Here is a 20,187-nt window from a genome sequence, read left to right as displayed (position 1 = left end):
CTCAAAATTCAGCTAGTGCAAAGAAGTTAGGTGGGAGTCGTGCTACCCGTAAAAGCCCGATTGGTGAGGGCTGATTAAAGTTTTACTTTATTATGCCTATAACTGGAGGCTATGTGAATGTTAAGTGATCAGACGAGATATTCTAGGCTCGCGAATATAACAAAAATAATAAATACAAAATTAGAACTACGTGAAGTATTGCAGCGTGTAACAATGGCGATATCAGAGGAGATTGTTAGGTGCAACGCTGTTGGAATTTATTTACCCCAGGAAGATGGAACATTTAGAGGGTTTGCAGGAAAACCAGAGACCATAAATGGCGTAACGCTCGATACTCAGGTAATTGATCCTGAAATAGACTTACTGGCAAAAGAGGTTATTGAAACCCAAAAAACCATCTATATCCCTGATACCTCAAAGGATCATCGACCAGATCCGAGACCAGTTGATGCGTTCAAAATTAAATCCTTATTAGCTCTGCCTATCTCATTTGGGCAGGAGTTATTTGGTCTGGTTTTTTTATTTGATTATGGAGCTCCAATGAACTTAACAGATTCAGAAATTCAAAGTGTTGAAGCGTATGTAAATATGGCTGCGGTCGCAATTCAAAACGCAAATAATTTAACACAAAAGGAAAACCTTATTGCCGAGAAGCAGCTGTTACTAAATGTTACCCGTGATTTATCAATGTGTTCCTCGATACAGGAGAGTTTTGATAAATGTTTTTTTTACCTAGGACAGATTTTAGAGAGTAAAAACATGGGCGTCCACCTTTTAGACCCGCTAGACAAAACAACGATTAAAACAACGAAGTTAAGCAAGGACTGCAATTGGACAGAAGCGGATTGGATGGAGAAAAGCTATGAAGCCAAGATCCAAGAGGTTATTCAAACAAAAAATATAGATAGTAAGGGTCTACTGATGATTCCATTGGTTTCAATGGGAGGAGTATTAGGGGTAATCGTCGTTGGCAAAGAGGGAAAAGCTCACAATTACGATAATTCCAAAATTCAACTGGCAAAATCTATCGTTGATGCCACAGCTCCTACGTTATCAAACTTGTTATATATGGATCAATTGGAAAGCATGGTGGAAGAGCGAACGAGAGAACTAGCTGCTGCTAATGAAAAAGTTACAAGTGTGATTGAAAGTATTACGGATGGATTCTTTACTTTGAATAATAAATGGGAATTTACGTACGTAAATAAGCATCAATATTTTCCACAAAGAAAAACAGCAAAAGATGTATTAGGCAAGAATGTATGGGAAATTTTCCGGAGTAGCGTCGACACAGTTATGTATAAGGAATTTCATCGTGCAATGTCAGAGCGAACTACAGTTCATTTCGAATTTCTTTCTACCTCTGATGAATATTGGCACGAGGTTATTGCATACCCGTATGATGATGGTATTTGTTGTATTTTTAAAAACATAACGGAAAAAAAGCAATATGAGCAGGAATTGAAAAGGTTATCCAACATAGAGTTAATAGGGCAAATGGCAGCAGGTATCAGTCATGAGATTAGAAATCCAGTGACAGCAGTACGGGGATTTTTGCAGTTATTAAAAGAAGAGAACACCTATGAGAAACATAATAAGTACTTTAAATTAATGATTGAAGAACTTGATCGTGCCAATTCTATTATTACTGAATTTCTCTCAATGGGTAATACAAGGAAATCAGATTTGCAGATGTTAGATTTAAATGTAATTATTCACGACATTATTCCTTTAATAAAGGTTGATACGTATAATCAAAATAAATATATTCAAGTTGATACAAATGACATTCCGGAATTACTTTTAAACCGTAATGAGATACGGCAATTATTAATAAACTTATATCGTAATGGCTTAGAAGCGATGAGCACAAGGAAAGTACTAACCATTAGCACTTACAAGGAAGGTCAAAATTGTGTGGTGCTTGCAGTGCGAGATCAAGGAAAAGGTATCAAGCCTGAAGTATTAGAGAAACTGGGTACTCCATTTTATACAACCAAAGATAATGGAACTGGATTGGGGTTAGGTATATGTTATGCCATTGCTGCCCGTCATAATGCAAAAATAGAAATTCAAACAGGATCGGAAGGCACAATCTTTCTTGTTAAATTTAATTATATAAATAATAAACAATAAACTCATTTAGATTAGTTAAGGTGAACCGTATCACAAATTTAGAGTTGTATAAAAAGAAATGGACTAACCTATATCAGGTTAGTCCATTTTCAAGTGTGTTAATTAATTGTAAATCCCCATCCGTAATTTCGTACGATTATCCCATCCTTTTTTGCTTTATTAATATCATCTTCAAAGGAAGGAGTTATCCTATTGCCAACTAAAATACCTTTTACGGTATTTGATTTTAATTCTTCTTTACATAGTTTGATATCTTTTATAAGCGCGAATTCTTCGACCACATAATATGCGGTTATATAGAGCTTGTTATGTATTGTTTTATGAAAGGATAGAAAATCTACCTTTTGTACTTTTAAGTATCAGATCCTGACTCTCCATATGTATATTCTGTTAGCATTAGATCCTCATGTCCGAAGTTTCGTTCAGCATCTTTATAACCAATTAGATAATTCAATATTGATTCTCTCTCATATTAACTCTAGTAGCATTATAATTCGATTGGGTTTAAATGGATAATTCAAAATGCCTAAACAACATATGTTGCTGTTTTAAAATCATCCCCAAAAGTATTAATCCACCTAAGACTACAAAACCTCCCCCTAAAATGTTAAAGTAGTAACTTAACGACATTAATTTACACATGCTAAAAGCATTATTATAATCAACATTTCAGGAGGAAAAACAATGGCAATGAGCAACAACGATATATTAAAAAGAGTAAGATATGCTTTAGATATAAGAGATATAGATATGGTGGAAATCTTTAAACTTGGCGGGATGGAAGTAACGAAAGAAGAAGTAGTTGATATGCTTACAAAAATAAAGAGAGCGCCGCAACATGAAGTTGAAAATGACGATGTAATCGAAGATGAGTACGTACTAACATGCGATATGATGATGTTAGAGGCATTTTTAAATGGATTTATTACTTTAAAAAGAGGAAAGCAAGATCCGAAACCAGGACAACCGGCACCTGTACAGAGCAAGGAGAGTGCCAATAACCTTCTTTTAAAGAAAATGAAAATTGCACTTTCATTAACGAGTGAAGATGTACTTGATATATTAGATAGCGTAGGCGTTACGGTAACAAAAGGAGAGTTAGGCGCTCTGTTAAGAAAAAAAGGCCATAAAAACTACAAAGAGTGTGGCGATAGATACGCAAGGAATTTCATTAAGGGATTAGGTGTAAAGTATAGAGGATAATAAGTTCGTTAAAGCAGTAAATGATATAATAGATAGAGTAGGACGTTCGTATCCTACTCTTTTTTATTTGTAAAAATAATATGCTAGGTGATGAAATGGTACATACATATTTAGGTGAGACAATTAATTTTCATATAACTTATAAGAAGAAAAAGTCCGTGCGTCTTTTTGTAGATTCGTATGGAAATGTGGAAGTGCAGGCTCCAAAAGGTACACCTGTTGAATACTTAGTCCAGTTGCTAGAGGAGAAATGGGATTGGATTCAGAAAACACGTAAGGAAATGCAAGAGAGAGTGCATGGTCCACAGGAAAAGGCTTATGATCAAGGAGAGGGGTTTCTGTATTTAGGAAACACGTATCCGATACAGATTTCTCAGGATATAAGTATTGAGCAAGACAATGCGATTTTTGAAGGAGATAAGCTCCACATTTATGTGAAAGAGCCTAAGGATGAGAAAATACAGCAAGCTTTAAAACGATTTTACTATAAGCAGTGCAAGGCGTTAGTAGAGAAGAGTATTAAAGCACATCAAAATAACTTTAAAACAAAACCGCGTTCCATTCGTATTACAGATAGTAGTCGCACGTGGGGAACTTGTGATTCGAACTTGCAGTTAACGTTTAATTGGAAGTTAGCAATGGCACCACAGCAGGTAATTGACTATGTAGTTGTTCATGAAATGTGTCATATGGTCCATTTAAATCATGATCGATCTTTTTGGCGTCTTGTCGGGAAGATAATGCCTGATTATAAGGAAATGGAAAACTGGTTAGCGTTATCGAGTTGGAAGATGACGGTTTAGTAATGTGGATTATATAGGTTGCGATTATTGTCAATCTTTGTCGGTAAGTCGATATATTTCAAAAATCGCTGATATATTTGGAGTTACGGTCGATATATTCAAAAAATCGCTCATATAATTTTATTTACCAAGGTACAGTTCATCAAAAGAGAAGAGGAGGTCGCCATTCAAATTTTTGAATAGGTGACATCCTTTTCTTTTTGTATATAAATTATCGTCCAAACTTCACAATGAAAGTATCGTTTGTTTTCTCCATCTCATACCCGCGATACCCCTCCGAAAGTAACGATTGCTTTTCACTAACATCACTCATCGGAACATCTTTAATATCCGTCCAATTGCTTTCTTTATCCCCGCGCAACTCCTTCACAAAAACATATCGCATACTACCACCATACTTCTCCTTCAATGCAGCGATTTCCATCCCTTGCGCAAATTTATCTTTTAAACTCGGGATGTTAAAAGGTGCAACGGTGCAGCAAACATAGTCGTATTTGCTATCTTCTTTTTGTAATTCGTCCATGATGATTGTTGCTAATATTTTTTGCATGCCATTTCCTCGGCAGTTCGGATGAACGTTTGAGATTTCTTGATAGATGACGCGGTGTAGTTCACTTTCTGGTAAGCCAATATCAAGTCCTAAATGTTCATCGTCAATAGGAGGGACGAGTAGGGCACGAAATGCGATGAGTTCGTTTTCGATAAAGGCACCGATCATCATGCCGTTTCCTTCTAGAATGTATTGAAATTCTTCTAGTGAGAGCGGTTGTAAACGACCTTTATCTTCTAGCGCTTCAACTATAACGTTTTGTAATGATAAAATTTGTTCCATATGTTCTAAAGATAGTAATGTAACGTGAAATGGGTCGTTGTTTTGTTTTAGTGTTCCTTTGTATAGAACTGTCATGTAATTAGTCCTCCTTTAGCGTACAACGTCTTGAAAGACGGTTAGTTCTTGTAATGTATCTTCGTTTATTTCAATACCGAGTCCTGGCTTTTCGTTTAAGCGAATGAATGGTACGTCGTAATGTAAGTTTCCTATGTCTTTCGTGAACTTTAATGGACCTGTCAGCTCGACGCTAGTAATGATTTTTTTTGAGAAAGCGACATGGAATCCTGCGGAAGAAGCAACGGATGATTCAACCATTGAGCCAACTTGGCATTCAATGCCTGCCATTTCAGCTTGATGAGCGAGTTTTACAGCTGGATATATACCGCCGCATTTCATTAGTTTTATATTTACTTTATCAGCTGCGTCTAATTTAATGATTTGGCGCATTTCACGAGAGCCTTTTAGTCCTTCATCAATCATAAGCGGAAGGTTTGTTTTAGAACGAATGTGAGCCATTGCGTCAATATCATCCGCTATAACAGGCTGTTCAATCCAGTCGATGTTTAAATGCCCCAATGAACGAAGTGCTGTTAATGTGTTTGCGCTATTTTTCCAACCTTGGTTTACATCGACGCGAATCGCGATATCATTTCCTACACGTTCGCGTACAGCTTCAATTCTCGTTACATCTTCTTTTACATTCGTACCGACTTTCATTTTGAAAGATTGGTAACCTTTTTGAATCATCAAAGCAGCTTCTTCAGCCATATTTTCTGGACTTGCAATACTTAAGACATGAGTGACAGGAAACTCTTCATGGTAGCGTCCGCCAATTAATTGATATACAGGTTGATTTAGTTTTTTGCCTATTATATCAAAACAAGCGATATCAATCGCAGCTTTTGCTGTAGGAACACCGTAAATGGTATTGTCCATCATATCGTGTATTTTTTCGATATTCATTGGATTTTGTCCGATAAGAGTAGGGGCTAGTGTATGTTTTAAAGTATGGAAAGTACTTTCCCATGATTCGCCTGTAACGTGGTCATCAGCAACGCCCTCACCGTAACCGATAATGCCTTCATCTGTTTCCATTTTGACGATAATAGAAGGCATATCAGAATAAGAACCATAACTAATAACAAACGGATCGCGAAGCGGTAAACGAATTGCGTAAAGGTGAATAGCTGTAATTTTCATTGAATAAAGACCCCTTCCTGTTTACAATGGTTTTGTACATTTGATATAGTTGACGTTAAATAGTCGTTAATTAATGATAAGGAGTTAGAGAAATGATGATAAAAATTGCAGTTGTCGGTTCAAAAGAGTTTATGGAGACACTTTTACCTATTGCTCATAAACTAGAAGAAATAGAGATTGATCCATATATTTATCTTCATCCAACAGAATCTTCTGAACTATTAAAGCGTTTAAAGCCTTGTGATGTCATCTTTTTCTCAGGTGCTTTACCTTATTATATGGCAAAAGAAATAAGAGAACAATTACCAATTCCAAGTGTATATTTGCAGCAAGATGAGACAACTGTTGCATCTTCAATTCTTTCTATATTATATCATCAAGGTATTCAACCTCATAAAATTTCAATTGATTTAGTAGATCGTTCGTTTATTACAAATGTGTTCCATGATATCGGCCTGAAAGAAACTCCGCAAGTGATGGATTATGAAAATATGTTGTGGAGTAACAATGAAATTAAGAGTATCATTGATTTTCATTTAGCTAAATATCAATCTGGAGCGGCTCATTTAGCTTTAACTAGTATTCACGCTGTCTACAATGAACTTCAAAAAATAGGTATTCCTTCAGAGCGTATGATAGATCCGACGCAATCAATTATACATGGATTAAAAGATGCAAAAATAAAAGCTGAGTTAGCAAAAAGCCATTCAGCTACTGTTGGTGCTTGTATTATATCCTTTATAGAGTTACAAGAAAGCTCGCTTGAACAATTAAATGTAATTTCAAAAGAATTACGCGGTTCATTTAAACAAGTTGATGAAATGACATTCATTTTGTATACAACTCGCGGTGATATCGAATCAATTATAAAAACAAATATGATAGATAAAGTATTTACGAGTGTAGAAGGCAAGATAGCTATTGGATTTGGTTATGGGAAAACCGTGAAAGAAGCTGAGCAAAATGCAAAAATCGCTCAAGGTTTCGCAAAAAATAATCCGATAGACTGTTGTTTTTATATACTAACGAGTGATAAAGAGTTATTTGGTCCGTTCCCGAAAGAACAGAGAGTACAAAGTTTGAAAAATGATAATCCTGAATTAATGAAAATAGCGAAGGAAACGAAGCTGAGTCCGGCAAACTTGTCCAAAATCATTCAGTTTAGTCAATCGCATCCTTCATTGAAATTTACAGCAGCTGATCTTTCTGAGTACTTGCAAGTGACCCGGCGATCGACGGAACGGTTGTTAAAGAAACTAGTTGATTATGGGTATGCTCATATTTGCGGCGAGGAAATGCCCTATCAACAAGGGCGTCCTCGCGCAATATATGAGTTGAATTTACCGATGTATTCGTTTCAAAAATTTTAAGCTTCTAGTTGAGCTTTCTGTTTTTTCAGTAGTTCTGCTTTTTCAATGTCTGATAGTTTCGTAATTGTGAGACCCGTTATACCGTAAATGATTGAGATAATAGGTACGATGAAATTCAATATAGCATAAGGAGCATATTCAAAGGCACCTACGCCAAGTGTTGCTAGAATAAATACACCACACGTATTCCAAGGAACGAAGACAGAAGTTAATGTTCCACCATCTTCTAATGCTCTGGATAAATTTTTAGAATGCAGTCCTTTTTCAGTGTATGCATTTGCGTACATTCTGGAAGGAACAACAATCGAAATATATTGTTCAGAGCAAGTAAGGTTTGTCGCAAAGCAAGATGCGATAGTAGAAGCGATAAGCCCTTTTGCGGATGTCGCTAATTTTAAAATTTGATTTACGATTGCGCGGAGAATACCGGTATGTTCTAGTACTCCGCCGAAAGTCATAGCGACAATTGTCATCGAAACTGTATTCATCATTGAATCTAAGCCACCGCGATTAAAGAGTTCGTCTACTAGCTTGTTTCCAGTGTCTATGACAAATCCATTTTGGAGTGCGCCGACAGCTGATGAGACAGAACCACCTTGAATAAAGACTTGTGATAAAAATCCTAAAATAATACCGACGAGAATAGCTGGTATAGCAGGAACCTTTTTAGCGACCAATACCATAACGACTACGGGTATGATTAATAGGAAAGGCGAGATAACAAAGTTTTGTTGCAATACTTGTAATGTTTGATCGATGCTTTTTGCATCAATATTGTTAGCGCCAAAGCTTCTTCCTAAGAACGTATAAACGATAAGAGTAATAATTAAACCTGGAATTGTAGTAAATAACATATGACGAATATGTGTGAATAAATCTGTATTTGTTAATCCTGCAGCTAAGTTTGTCGTGTCTGAAAGCGGTGACATTTTATCGCCGAAATAAGAACCGGAAATGATAGCACCGGCAACCATTGGAGCTGGAATTCCCATGCTTAGACCAATTCCCATTCCTGCAACACCAATTGTTCCCATTGTAGACCAAGAGCTACCGATAGCTAATGCAACAATAGAACAAATAATTGTAATTGAAACTAAAAATAGTGATGGAGTTAAAAGATTTAAACCGTAATAAATCATTGTTGCGACGATTCCGCCACCAATCCAAGCACCGATTGTTAAACCGACAAGAATAATAATAACGATAGCGGGTAATGCGAGGCGAATTCCTTTATACATTGCTTCTTCAATGTCGTTCCATTTGTAACCGTAACGCCAGGCAACGATAGAAGCAACGGTTGTACCGATAATAAGTGGGACGTGAGGGCTTTGTTTTAATACAACAATTGTAACCATCATAACTGCAACTGTAATGATAATAGGGATTATTGCTACGCCAAAAGGTATTTCTTTTTTCATAAACTGCCTCCTCATATGTATGTTTGTATTTTTAGAATTGTCGCAAAATAGACGTTATTAAATTATAATAACTAAAAGTAGATGTAAGCGTCAATGTAAAAACAGAAAATATTGAATGTTCTATTTGTATAGATATCTTTATTCCGCTATTCGCCGGGCAGTAAGACCTCACCTCAAAATCCAGCGAATGCAAAGGAGTTAGGCAGGGGATCAAGAAAACCCCTACTGATTAAAGTTTCACTTTATAAGACGTGTTGAAATCGGGTATTAACGCCATTTAAAAATAAATAATTGACTTTTTTCTTAAAATTCAATATGTTCATAAAAACATCTGTTTTTCATAAGTATAATTAACCTGAGTGGTTTGCAATTTGGGAAGGAGAATGAAGCTTTGAAAACATTAGAACTACAAGAGCGTTTAACGGAAATTTTTCAACATTTACATGAAAACCCTGAAGTAAGTTGGAAAGAGTATGAAACGACAGCTTATATTACTGACTTTTTGAAAGAAGAAGGAATTTCATATAAAACATTTGATGATTGTCCTGGTGTGATTGCGGAAATCGGAAGCGGGAATCCAGTTATCGCGATTCGTGCTGATATGGATGCACTATGGCAAGAAGTAGACGGAGAATTTAAAGCGAACCATTCGTGTGGTCACGATGCTCATATGACAATTGTGATGGGGCTTATTTTACAATTGAAAAATATGAGATGGGATAGCGGTACAGTTAGATTTATTTTTCAGCCAGCAGAGGAAAAAGGAAATGGTTCTTTAAAGATGGTAGAGAAGGGCGCTGTGGATGATGCTGATTTCTTATTTGGTGTTCATTTAAGGCCAATTGAAGAACTGCCTTTGAAACAAGCTGCACCATCTATTCGCCACGGAGCAGCAGGGTTTTTAGAGGGCACGATTCATGGAGATGATGCACATGGGGCACGCCCACATCAAGGGATAAATGCAATTGATGTCATTTCTATGATTAATATCGGTTTGAAAAATATATGGCTACCACCGCAGACCTCGTATTCAGTTAAGATGACGAGGTGCCAAGCTGGTGGTGATAATCTAAATATCATTCCAGGTAACGGACATTTTAGTTTAGATGTAAGAGCAGAAAATAACATATTACTAAATGAATTAAAGAAAAAAATAGAGCAAGTAATTCAATCAGCTGAATCGATGGGATCTAAAGTTTCTTATGAGTGGATCGATCTTGCACCAGGAGCAGAGGTTTCAGAAGAAGCGGAGCGCTTTATGCGAAAAGGCATTCTTGCAGTGTATGGGGAAGAGGGATGTACGGGACCACTGTATACAACAGGAAGCGATGATTTCCATTACTACACAGTGAAGAGACCACATTTAAAAGCTGTCATGCTTGGACTAGGGGCAAACCTACAACCTGGATTACACCATCCGTATATGAAGTTTGACCATTCTTGCATAATGGATGGAGTAGAAATATTGAAACAAACTGTATTGAAAGTATTAGAAAACAGGGGCTAGAAAGCTCCTGTTTTTTTGTAGGAATTTGTCATTAAGTCGATATATTCGATTTAGCGACAATATAATTTCACGTACCAATTAATTTGATGAAAAATTCTCCTCCAGTACGTGGTGTATAATAATAAGTAATATTTCTTAATAGGAGAGTACGAATGAACGAACAATATTATGATGCTGTATTACATATAAAAACTGTCGGTGAACAAAAAGGGTTTAATAAGTCTATGCATTATCATCGTTATGAACCGACGCCATATAGCGGATTAGATGAGTTATTGAATCAATATGAAATAAGAAGTAGCGACCGGGTTATAGACTTTGGATGCGGGAAAGGAAGATTAAACTTTTACATGCACCATAAGTGTGGTGCTTCGGCCGTTGGGATTGAAATGAATGAAGAGTTTTATAAAGAAGCAATGGATAATCGTGATCGTTATGCGCGAAAAGTGAGAAACAGTAAAGATAAAATTCGGTTTGAATGTTGTTTAGCGCAGGAATATGAGATTGATCCACGTGATAACCGGTTTTATTTCTTCAATCCATTTTCTGTACAAGTATTTATGAACGTAGTGAATAACATTTTGCTTTCGGTAGAAGAAACAGAGAGAGAAGTGGATATTATTTTATACTATCCTTCGGAGGATTATATTTTCTTCTTAGAGAATCAGACTGCATTTGAGCTGAAGAAGGAAGTAAGGTTACCGGGTGCTTATGAGAAGAATGGGAATGAGAGGTTTTTAGTGTATAGATTGGAGTGTTAATGTATGGGTGCTTGGGGAGTAGCGATATTATCAGACGATATTGCTGAAGATATTAAGTTACTGTATAAGGATTTGTTAGCAAATGAATATTCAAATGAGGAAGCAAGTAGGATTGTAATTGAGGAATACAAGAATGAATTAGATGATGAAGAAACTATTGTTTTTTGGTTAGTATTTTCTTCCATACAATGGAAGTTAGGGAGACTTCAAGAGAATGTTAAGCAGGAGGCATTGCAAATAATAGAAAGTGGTGCAGATTTAGCCCGCTGGGAAGAAGAACCTAAATTACAGAAGAAACGTGAAGTAGTTTTAAATAAACTAAGAGAACAGTTACATTCTCCGCAGCCAGAAGCTAAAAAAGTGCCGAAGAGATTTATAGCTAATACTTCTTTAAAAGCAGGTGATGCTGTTAGTTATGAATTAGTATCAGGGAGTTATATTATTCTTAAAGTCATTGAGATTATTGAGGAATGGCACGGAGATCGGTATCCGCTATTTGAAATATGTGACTGGGAAGGCGAAGAAGTGCCTTCCAAGGAACAAATTAACCAATTCGGTTTAAAGAAAAGGATTTATGAAGATGGAAAGCAAGAAATGATGAAACTCGCTATTTATCCTTCAGGAAAAAGAGATAACCCAACTAAGAGAATGCAAGTAGTAGCAGAAAATGTAAAAGTAGTATTGAATGTAGGAACACCTTATACAGTAATGGGTTGGAAGGAACTTGATAACTATTTACATGAAATATAATAAAAAAGACGCGCTACCTATTGGTAGCGCGTCTTTTTTATTAGTTACGGATTAAGTAATCAAATGCACCTAAAGCTGCGTTTGCACCTGAACCCATAGAGATGATGATTTGTTTGTACGGATTATTTGTACAGTCACCTGCAGCAAACACTCCTGGTACGTTTGTAGCACCGTGCTTATCTGTTACGATTTCACCGCGAGCGCGTTCGACAGTTTCGCCTAACCAGTCTGTGTTTGGCACAAGACCGATTTGAACGAATACACCTTGTAATTCAACGTGATGAACTTCTTCAGTTTCACGATCGATGTAAGAAATACCGTTTACTTTGTCAGTACCAGTGATTTCTTTCGTTTGAACATTTTTCAGAACAGTTACGTTTGGTAAGCTGTTAAGACGCTCTTGTAATACAGCATCCGCTTTTAATTCTGGCATGAATTCAAGAACAGTTACGTGCTTAACAATACCTGCTAAGTCGATAGCTGCTTCAATACCAGAGTTACCTCCGCCGATAACTGCTACATCTTTTCCGATGAATAATGGACCGTCACAGTGTGGGCAGTATGCTACACCTTTATTTTTGAACTCAGCTTCACCTGGTACGCCAACATTACGCCAGCGAGCACCTGTAGAAACGATTACGCTCTTACTTTTCAGAATAGCGCCGTTTTCAAGTTCCACTTCAATAAGTTCTTTTTTCTCTAAACGTTTCGCACGTTGTAGATTCATTACATCGATGTCGTATTCTTTTACGTGCTCTTCAAGGCTTGCTACTAGCTTAGGACCTTCAGTGCGTTTTACGCTGATGAAGTTCTCAATGCCCATAGTATCCATTACTTGACCACCGAAGCGCTCAGCAACGATACCAGTGCGGATGCCTTTACGTGCTGCATAAATTGCTGCACTTGCACCAGCAGGGCCGCCACCAACAACAAGAACATCGTATGGATCTTTATCAGAAAGCTCTGATGCATCTGGACCGTTACCCATTTTAGCTAAAATTTCTTCAAGTGTCATACGACCGCTTCCGAAAGATTCGCCGTTTAGGTACACAGTTGGTACTGCCATGATGTCTTTACTTTCTACTTCCTCTTTGAATGCAGCGCCATCAATCATAGTATGTGTAATACCAGAGTTAAGAACGCTCATTACGTTAAGAGCTTGTACAACATCAGGACAGTTATGACAACTTAGGCTGATATAAGATTCAAAATGATATTCGCCTTGAATGTTTTTAATTTGATCGATTAATTTTTGTTCAACTTTTGGAGCGCGTCCACTTACTTGTAGTAAAGCTAACACTAATGAAGTAAATTCGTGTCCTAATGGAATACCAGCGAATACGACACCAGTGTCTTCACCAGGGCGGTTTACGCTAAAGCTTGGTGTTCTCTCTAATTCAACTTTTTCTACTGTAATCTTAGATGACATAGTAGCTAATTCGTCTACTAGAGCTAACATATCTTTAGATACGTTATCGTCTCCTGCGCTTACTTTAAGTGAAATATCGTTCTCCATTAACTGAAGGTATTGGGATAGTTGTGTTTTTATATCTGCATCTAGTATCATTTTGATCGAACTCCTTAGATTTTGCCTACAAGGTCAAGGCTTGGTTTAAGTGTTGCAGAACCCTCTTGCCATTTAGCTGGGCAAACTTCACCTGGGTTGTTACGTACGTATTGAGCAGCTTTAATTTTGTTAACAAGAATGCTTGCGTCACGGCCGATACCGTCAGCATTGATTTCCATAGATTGGATAACGCCGTCTGGATCGATGATGAATGTACCACGAGCAGCAAGACCTTCTTCTTCCATTAAAACGTTGAAGTTTGTAGTGATTGTGCGAGTTGGGTCACCAATCATAATGTACTCGATTTTGCCGATAGTTTCTGAGCTATCATGCCATGCTTTGTGAGTGAAGTGAGTGTCTGTAGATACAGAGTATACTTCAACGCCTAAGTCTTTTAGAGTTGCATATTGGTTTTGTAAGTCTTCAAGTTCAGTTGGGCAAACGAATGTGAAGTCTGCTGGATAGAAACAAACTACGCTCCATTTTCCTTTTAAACTTTCGTCAGTAACTTGGATAAATTCTCCATTATGGTAAGCGTTAGCTTTAAACGGTTTTACTTCTGTGCCGATTAATAACATATTAATATTCCTCCTAAAGGTTGGTTTTGAGCATCAAAAAATAGTTTGCTCATAAAATATATTTTTTAATTAACTATAATAATTCTAATTCGATATTAATTATCATATAGAAGTGGTTATTTTGTCAAGAGAATAAACCAACTTTATACCAATTTAATTAATATTTATTCTCAATTAAGGCTACTAGGGAATTAAAAGGTAATTTTCAAGTCATAAATTTTCAATGAGTGCTTGAAAGAGTAGTGTGTATGTTAGAGACATGGTGTAAGTATAAATTCTTAGGAAGGAAATATTTCTTAGAAGTTGTAGATTTGAAAAGGAACTGCTTACTTCTATTTTACAAAGAATTGTGAGATAAATAAAACAAAATGTATCGGAATCTTTGTGAACAATTATTGTCATCATAAATATATATAATAAGAAGTATATTGCAATGAGAAATAGAAACATTGACGCTCATTTCTAACAAGATATAATAAAAACGAGATATGTATTGCAACAAATAAGATATAGTATAGATTGAAAAAATTTCAGTCTATTATTTTTTTACGGCTTTTAGAAAACGTTTACATTTAGTGTGGAGGGGAAACCATGTCTAAGTTCACGAAGTATTTTTTAATGGAAGCTAAAGATGTGATTGCATATGTGCAAGAGAGATTACCTAAGTTCGAACATGCAAAGGGGTTAAAGTGTAAAGAAATAGGTGATGGTAATTTAAATTATGTGTTCCGCGTTTGGGATGAACAGAAGAACATTTCTGTCATTGTAAAGCAAGCTGGGGATACAGCGCGTATTTCAGATGAGTTTAAGTTATCGACGAATCGAATTCGTATAGAATCGGATGTTTTGCGATTAGAGGGAGAGTTAGCACCTGGACTTGTACCAGATGTATATTTGTTCGATAGTGTGATGAATTGTTGTGTGATGGAAGATTTATCAAGTCATACAATATTGCGCACAGCACTCATAAATCATCAAATGTTTCCGAGGCTTGCTGATGATTTAACTACTTTTATGGTAAATACTCTTCTATTAACATCAGATGTTGTAATGAATCATAAAGAGAAGAAGGAACTCGTGAAGAATTATATAAATCCTGAGTTATGTGAGATTACAGAGGACCTCGTATATTCAGAGCCGTTTACAAATCATAATAAACGCAACGAATTGTTTCAATTAAATGAAGGATGGATTAGAGAGCATATTTATAGTGATAAAGAGCTTCGTATGGAAGTAGCAAAACTTAAGTTTTCTTTTATGACGAATGCACAGGCGCTGCTTCACGGTGATTTACATACTGGTTCTGTTTTTGTAAAACGTGATTCTACAAAGGTGATTGATCCAGAGTTTGCTTTTTATGGACCTATGGGATATGACGTTGGGAATGTAATGGCGAATTTAATGTTTGCATGGGTGAATGCAGATGCAGTGATGCAATCTGGTATGGAGAAAGATACATATATGAATTGGCTAGAATCTACCATGATAGATGTAATTGATTTATTTAAGAAGAAGTTTTTAGATGCTTGGGATATTCATGTGACAGAGGTTATGGCGAAGGAAGAAGGCTTTAACCAAGTTTATTTACAATCTGTATTAGAGGATACAGCTGCAGTGACGGGTCTTGAGTTAATTCGCCGTATTGTTGGTCTAGCGAAGGTAAAGGATATTACTTGTATTGAGAATGATGCAGCGCGTGCTAGAGCGGAGCGAATTTGTCTTCAGGCCGCGAAGAAGTTTATTTTACAAGCGAATCAATATAAAACAGGTGGCAGTTTTGTAGAAACGTTAAAACAACAAATGCATAGTGCGAAGTAAGGGGAGAAGATGATGGCAGAGCAATTAATACCAATTCAGTGGAAAGATGATGCTTTAGTGTTGTTGGATCAAACGGTATTGCCGAACGAAGTAGTCTATGAATCTTTTAAAACGGCTGAGGGTGTCTGGGATGCGATTCAAGTAATGAAAGTACGAGGAGCACCGGCAATAGGAGTTTCAGCAGCCTATGGTGTGTATTTAGGGGTAAAGGAAGTTGCTGAAAGTTCGGCGGAAGAATTCATAGAGGAAGTAAAAAAGGTATGTGCATATTTAGCAACATCAAGACCGACGGCAGTAAATTTATTTTGGGCACTTGAAAGAATGGAAAGTGTAGCGAAAGAGAATGCTCACTTATCAATTGCGCAGTTGAAAGATAGATTATTAGAAGAAGCAAAAGAGATTCATAGAGAAGATGAAGAAATTAACCGTCAAATTGGAGAACACGCATTAACATTATTCCGTGATGGCATGGGAGTATTAACGCATTGTAATGCAGGTGCGTTAGCAACGACTAAGTACGGTACCGCGACAGCTCCAATGTACTTAGCGAAAGAAAAAGGATGGGACCTTAAAATCTACGCTGACGAAACACGCCCAAGATTACAAGGTTCAACGTTAACAGCATTAGAACTGCAGCGAGCGGGAATTGATGTAACGGTCATTACAGATAATATGGCAGCAATGGTCATGTCACAAGGGAAAATTGATGCGGTAATCGTTGGATGTGACCGCGTAGCAGCAAACGGGGATGTAGCAAATAAAATTGGAACATTAGGCGTATCTATTTTAGCTAAATACCACAATATTCCATTTTATGTAGCAGCACCAACGCCGACAATTGATTTGAAAACACCGACAGGAAAAGAAATTCCAATTGAAGAAAGAGATGCTTCCGAAGTGATCAATCGTTTCGGACAATATTCTGCTCCGAAAGAAAGTAAAGTATATAATCCGGCATTTGATGTTACGCCATATGAAAATGTAACAGCGATTATTACGGAAAAAGGGATTGTGGAAGCACCGTTTACGGAGAACTTAAAAAAGCTATTTTAGTAAGTAGATATATAGTCAGTCATCATAAGCTTCATACTTAGGGGGATGTATATGTTATTACAAAACGAAAGAGAAGAAATTGTAGCGTATGGAAAGAAAATGATATCCAGTGGTTTAACAAAGGGGACTGGGGGTAATATTAGTATTTTTAATCGTGAACAAGGGCTTGTTGCAATTAGCCCAAGTGGTTTAGATTATTATGAAACAAAGCCTGAAGATGTAGTTATATTAAATTTAGATGGTGAAGTAGTAGAAGGAGAAAGAAAGCCATCAAGTGAACTAGATATGCACCTTATTTATTATAGAAAGCGTGAAGATATAAATGCGCTTGTGCATACACATTCCCCTTATGCAAAGACGATTGCATCGTTAGGGTGGGAGCTTCCTGCTGTGTCATATTTAATTGCTTTTGCAGGTCCAAATGTTCGCTGTGCACCGTATGAAACATTTGGTACGAAGCAATTAGCAGAGGCAGCGTTTGAAGGGATGATTGATCGTCGTGCAGTGTTGCTTGCGAACCATGGTTTAATGGCTGGAGCGAATAATATAAAAATGGCATTTACTATCGCAGAAGAAATTGAGTTTTGTGCTCAAATTTATTATCAAACGAAAAGCGTCGGCGAACCGAAGCTACTGCCAGAAGACGAGATGGAGAATTTGGCGAAGAAGTTTGAAGGGTATGGGCAGCAGTAAAAATCTAACGGAAATGCTATTCAATGTGTATTAAAATGGCCGTGAAAGAATATATATTCTTTCACGGCCATTTTAGGATTTTTATTATTTAGATATATTTTTGAGTTACGAATCTAATTTCCAAAAACCGATTCCTGAGAATAGTGCTGCTAATGAACCAATAATTGCAGCAATACCGATATCTCCAAACATCATGCCGCCCATTAATATACCGAAAATGCCAATTAATATAAGAATAATAGCGATAGCTTTCATTTTGTGAGGCTCCTTCAAATGTTGAATTTATAAATAACTATATAACATTAAATGGATTTGTAATCAAAAAATTTTAAGAAGGATTTGTAGTGATGTAGAAAAATAGGAATGATGAGTAAAGGATTAAAAGAACGAAGTGAAAGGTAAAAAAAACACTCTCAAGACGAGAGTGTTTTTTACGCTTTCTTAAGCAACAAATACATAAAGTAAGGTGCACCAATTAAAGCAACGACAATACCAGCTGGAATACCGCTAGGTTCGACGATATTTCGTCCAATTGTATCCGCTAGTAGCAATAACCATCCGCCGATTAAAACAGCGATAGGGATGAATATTTGATGCCTTGGCCCTACTAAAGATTTGGCGATGTGAGGAGCCATCAGTCCGATAAAGCTAATTCCTCCTGTTACGGAAACAGCTGCAGCTGCAAGCGCAACGGCTGCAACTAATAAGTATCTTCGTTCTTTTTCAATTTCAATACCAACTCCGATTGCTACTGGTTCGTTTAATGCTAGTATATTTAATCGATTTGCTTTATAGAAGACAAATGGAATTAATACGATTAGCCATGGAAGCATTGCTAAAACAAATGTCCAGTCATCTCCCCAAATGTTTCCAGCAATCCATTTTGCGATAAAGTCCACTTTCATACGATCAGCGGATGAAATAAGGACAATCATCGCTCCAGATAGTGCAAATGAAAAACCGATGCCGGTTAATGTTAAGCGTATTGGCTGAAGTCCTTCTGTTTTACTGTATGAAAATACGTAAATTAGAACAGCTGTTAGAAAAGCACCGATAAACCCAACGAATGGTAGTAAATAAAGAAATGAACCTACGTCTATTGGGAAGTATAGAAAGAAAACAGCAACTGCGACACCAGCACCAGAGTTAATACCGAGAATACCTGGTTCAGCTAAATCGTTTCGGGTAATACCTTGTAATATAGCACCTGATAAAGCAAGAGCCATACCAGCTAATAATGTAATGACAATTCTAGGTAGCCTTAAAGAGTATAAAACGAATTCTTCTTTAAACGTACCTTGTCCCATAAGTGTTGGGATTAATCTGTCATAGGAGAGAGCGGCAGAACCGAGTCCCATTCCAATTACAATTGTTGTGATGATAAGTATAAGTAATGCAAGTATGATAAGGCGTTGTTTTTTTAGAATAGATTGCATCATGAGAAAGTTCTTCCTCCTTTACGTACAATGAATAGGAAGAATGGTAATCCTACAATTGCAACGATTGCAGCAACTGGCGTTTCGTACGGAGCGTTAATTGTACGCCCAATTGTATCTGCGAGTAGCATAAAGGACGCACCAGCGATTGCTGACATGGGTATGACAAAACGATAGTCTGGTCCAACGATTGGACGAACCATATGAGGTACCATTAAGCCGATAAATGCCATGTTTCCGACAAGCGCTACAGAAGCACCTGCAAGCAAGATAATAATGATAAATAAAATTGTTTTAATGACGATAATTTTTTGACCGAGTCCAACGGCAACTTCTTCACTGAAACTAAGGACTGTTAATTTCTTTGCAAGTAAGATAGCGATAAATATACTTATTGAAATAACCGGAATAATAATTTTTAATTGGCTCCAACTCGTTCCAATTACGCCTCCAGCCGTCCACATTGACACATCTTGTGAAATTTTAAAGTAAATGCCAACACCTTCTGAGATTGCAAGTAGAAATGCTGAAACAGCAGCACCAGCTAATACAATTCGAAGAGGGGAAAGTCCGCCCTTTTTCACCATGCCAATTCCAAATACCATAATAGCGCCAATTGCAGCGCCGATAAAGCAAGCTAGTGTTAAGTAAAGGTAGCTTATAGAAGGGTTGAAAGCAAGTGTTAGTGCAAGTGCAGCATTTGCGCCGCCAGTTAGGCCAAGTAATCCTGGATCAGCAAGAGGGTTTCGCGTTAATCCTTGCATAATTGCACCAGAAACAGCGAGTCCAGCGCCTACAAAAATAGCAGCAACTTCACGTGGTAAACGTATTTCACGAAGGATGGATAGCTTATCCCCTTTAGCAGAGGAAGTAAGTGCTAACCATACATCTTTTATAGAAGTATCCGCAGCACCTAACACCATTGCAAACATAAAAATAAGAAAGAATGCAATGATACTCAAAATTAATTTGTATGTAAAAGCGTTGGAACGTAGGTTGTCTTTCTCTTTTGTCATCAGTTTCACATCTTTTCTTTTCATAGAATAAAGGAAGAGGAATTCT

General features: G+C 36.9%; 18 protein-coding genes. 10 read left to right on the top strand and 8 right to left on the bottom strand.

Features of this window, described 5'->3' with window-relative positions; all coding sequences use genetic code 11:
- Positions 1–117 precede the first annotated feature (117 nt).
- The 3 genes from JDS80_RS13695 (at position 118) to JDS80_RS13680 (ending at position 4,142) form a co-directional block, all read left to right on the top strand.
- A complete protein-coding gene (locus JDS80_RS13695; RefSeq protein ID WP_199638902.1) occupies positions 118–2,136 on the top strand; it encodes a GAF domain-containing sensor histidine kinase in 2,019 nt (672 codons plus the stop codon).
- Between the two features lie 684 nt (positions 2,137–2,820).
- Complete coding sequence (locus JDS80_RS13685; protein ID WP_199638900.1) at positions 2,821–3,339, top strand: YehS family protein; 519 nt, start codon at positions 2,821–2,823, stop codon at positions 3,337–3,339.
- 95 nt (positions 3,340–3,434) lie between these two features.
- Positions 3,435–4,142: a M48 family metallopeptidase gene (locus JDS80_RS13680; RefSeq protein ID WP_199638898.1), complete on the top strand. Its 708-nt coding sequence runs from the start codon at positions 3,435–3,437 to the stop codon at positions 4,140–4,142.
- Between the two features lie 211 nt (positions 4,143–4,353).
- On the opposite strand, the gene JDS80_RS13675 is transcribed toward JDS80_RS13680, so the two are convergent.
- Entirely contained in the window at positions 4,354–5,049 is a 696-nt protein-coding gene (locus tag JDS80_RS13675) for a GNAT family N-acetyltransferase (protein WP_199638896.1), read from the bottom strand.
- Positions 5,050–5,064: 15 nt separating this feature from the next.
- Complete coding sequence (locus JDS80_RS13670; protein ID WP_199638894.1) at positions 5,065–6,174, bottom strand: mandelate racemase/muconate lactonizing enzyme family protein; 1,110 nt, start codon at positions 6,172–6,174, stop codon at positions 5,065–5,067.
- A 92-nt stretch (positions 6,175–6,266) separates the two neighbouring features.
- On the opposite strand from JDS80_RS13670, the gene JDS80_RS13665 reads away from it, so the two are divergent.
- Positions 6,267–7,544 carry a transcriptional regulator gene (locus tag JDS80_RS13665; RefSeq protein WP_199638892.1) on the top strand — a complete coding sequence of 426 codons (1,278 nt, stop codon included), beginning with the start codon at positions 6,267–6,269 and terminating at the stop codon, positions 7,542–7,544.
- On the opposite strand, the gene nhaC is transcribed toward JDS80_RS13665, so the two are convergent.
- Positions 7,541–8,962, bottom strand: coding sequence for a Na+/H+ antiporter NhaC (nhaC, locus tag JDS80_RS13660; RefSeq protein WP_199638890.1), 1,422 nt, complete (start codon positions 8,960–8,962; stop codon positions 7,541–7,543). The genes JDS80_RS13665 and nhaC overlap by 4 nt on opposite strands.
- A 391-nt stretch (positions 8,963–9,353) precedes the next feature.
- On the opposite strand from nhaC, the gene JDS80_RS13655 reads away from it, so the two are divergent.
- The 3 genes from JDS80_RS13655 (at position 9,354) to JDS80_RS13645 (ending at position 11,980) form a co-directional block, all read left to right on the top strand.
- Complete coding sequence (locus tag JDS80_RS13655; RefSeq protein ID WP_199638888.1) at positions 9,354–10,469, top strand: M20 peptidase aminoacylase family protein; 1,116 nt, start codon at positions 9,354–9,356, stop codon at positions 10,467–10,469.
- Between the two features lie 152 nt (positions 10,470–10,621).
- Positions 10,622–11,230: an SAM-dependent methyltransferase gene (locus tag JDS80_RS13650; protein WP_199638886.1), complete on the top strand. Its 609-nt coding sequence runs from the start codon at positions 10,622–10,624 to the stop codon at positions 11,228–11,230.
- Positions 11,231–11,233: 3 nt separating this feature from the next.
- Complete coding sequence (locus tag JDS80_RS13645) at positions 11,234–11,980, top strand: hypothetical protein (protein WP_071747231.1); 747 nt, start codon at positions 11,234–11,236, stop codon at positions 11,978–11,980.
- Positions 11,981–12,020: 40 nt separating this feature from the next.
- Here JDS80_RS13645 and ahpF read toward each other — a convergent pair whose 3' ends face one another.
- Both ahpF and ahpC read right to left on the bottom strand, forming a co-directional pair.
- Positions 12,021–13,547, bottom strand: a complete 1,527-nt coding sequence (gene ahpF / locus JDS80_RS13640) for an alkyl hydroperoxide reductase subunit F (RefSeq protein ID WP_097904958.1) — start codon at positions 13,545–13,547, stop codon at positions 12,021–12,023.
- Positions 13,548–13,561: 14 nt separating this feature from the next.
- On the bottom strand, positions 13,562–14,125 hold the full coding sequence (gene ahpC, locus JDS80_RS13635; protein WP_000924420.1) for an alkyl hydroperoxide reductase subunit C: 564 nt from the start codon (positions 14,123–14,125) through the stop codon (positions 13,562–13,564).
- A gap of 591 nt (positions 14,126–14,716) precedes the next feature.
- On the opposite strand from ahpC, the gene mtnK reads away from it, so the two are divergent.
- Genes mtnK through JDS80_RS13620 form a run of 3 tightly spaced genes read left to right on the top strand, consistent with a single transcriptional unit; the run spans position 14,717 to position 17,689 of the window.
- Positions 14,717–15,943: an S-methyl-5-thioribose kinase gene (gene mtnK, locus JDS80_RS13630; protein ID WP_199638884.1), complete on the top strand. Its 1,227-nt coding sequence runs from the start codon at positions 14,717–14,719 to the stop codon at positions 15,941–15,943.
- Between the two features lie 12 nt (positions 15,944–15,955).
- Complete coding sequence (gene mtnA / locus JDS80_RS13625; RefSeq protein ID WP_199638882.1) at positions 15,956–16,996, top strand: S-methyl-5-thioribose-1-phosphate isomerase; 1,041 nt, start codon at positions 15,956–15,958, stop codon at positions 16,994–16,996.
- A gap of 51 nt (positions 16,997–17,047) precedes the next feature.
- Positions 17,048–17,689 (top strand): L-fuculose-phosphate aldolase, encoded by a 642-nt coding sequence (locus JDS80_RS13620; RefSeq protein ID WP_199638880.1) that lies wholly within the window; start codon positions 17,048–17,050, stop codon positions 17,687–17,689.
- 105 nt (positions 17,690–17,794) lie between these two features.
- Here the strand turns inward: JDS80_RS13620 and JDS80_RS13615 are convergent, their stop codons facing one another.
- The 3 genes from JDS80_RS13615 to JDS80_RS13605 form a co-directional block, all read right to left on the bottom strand.
- A complete protein-coding gene (locus JDS80_RS13615) occupies positions 17,795–17,944 on the bottom strand; it encodes a hypothetical protein (protein WP_199638878.1) in 150 nt (49 codons plus the stop codon).
- A gap of 176 nt (positions 17,945–18,120) precedes the next feature.
- On the bottom strand, positions 18,121–19,128 hold the full coding sequence (locus tag JDS80_RS13610; protein WP_199638876.1) for a FecCD family ABC transporter permease: 1,008 nt from the start codon (positions 19,126–19,128) through the stop codon (positions 18,121–18,123).
- Complete coding sequence (locus JDS80_RS13605; protein ID WP_199638874.1) at positions 19,125–20,165, bottom strand: FecCD family ABC transporter permease; 1,041 nt, start codon at positions 20,163–20,165, stop codon at positions 19,125–19,127. The genes JDS80_RS13610 and JDS80_RS13605 overlap by 4 nt, the downstream gene beginning before the upstream one ends.
- Between the last annotated feature and the right edge of the window lie 22 nt (positions 20,166–20,187).

The organism is Bacillus cereus group sp. N8 (assembly GCF_016483685.1).
Taxonomy (GTDB): Bacteria; Bacillota; Bacilli; order Bacillales; family Bacillaceae_G; genus Bacillus_A; species Bacillus_A proteolyticus.
This window is presented reverse-complemented; position numbering and strand designations above follow the sequence as displayed.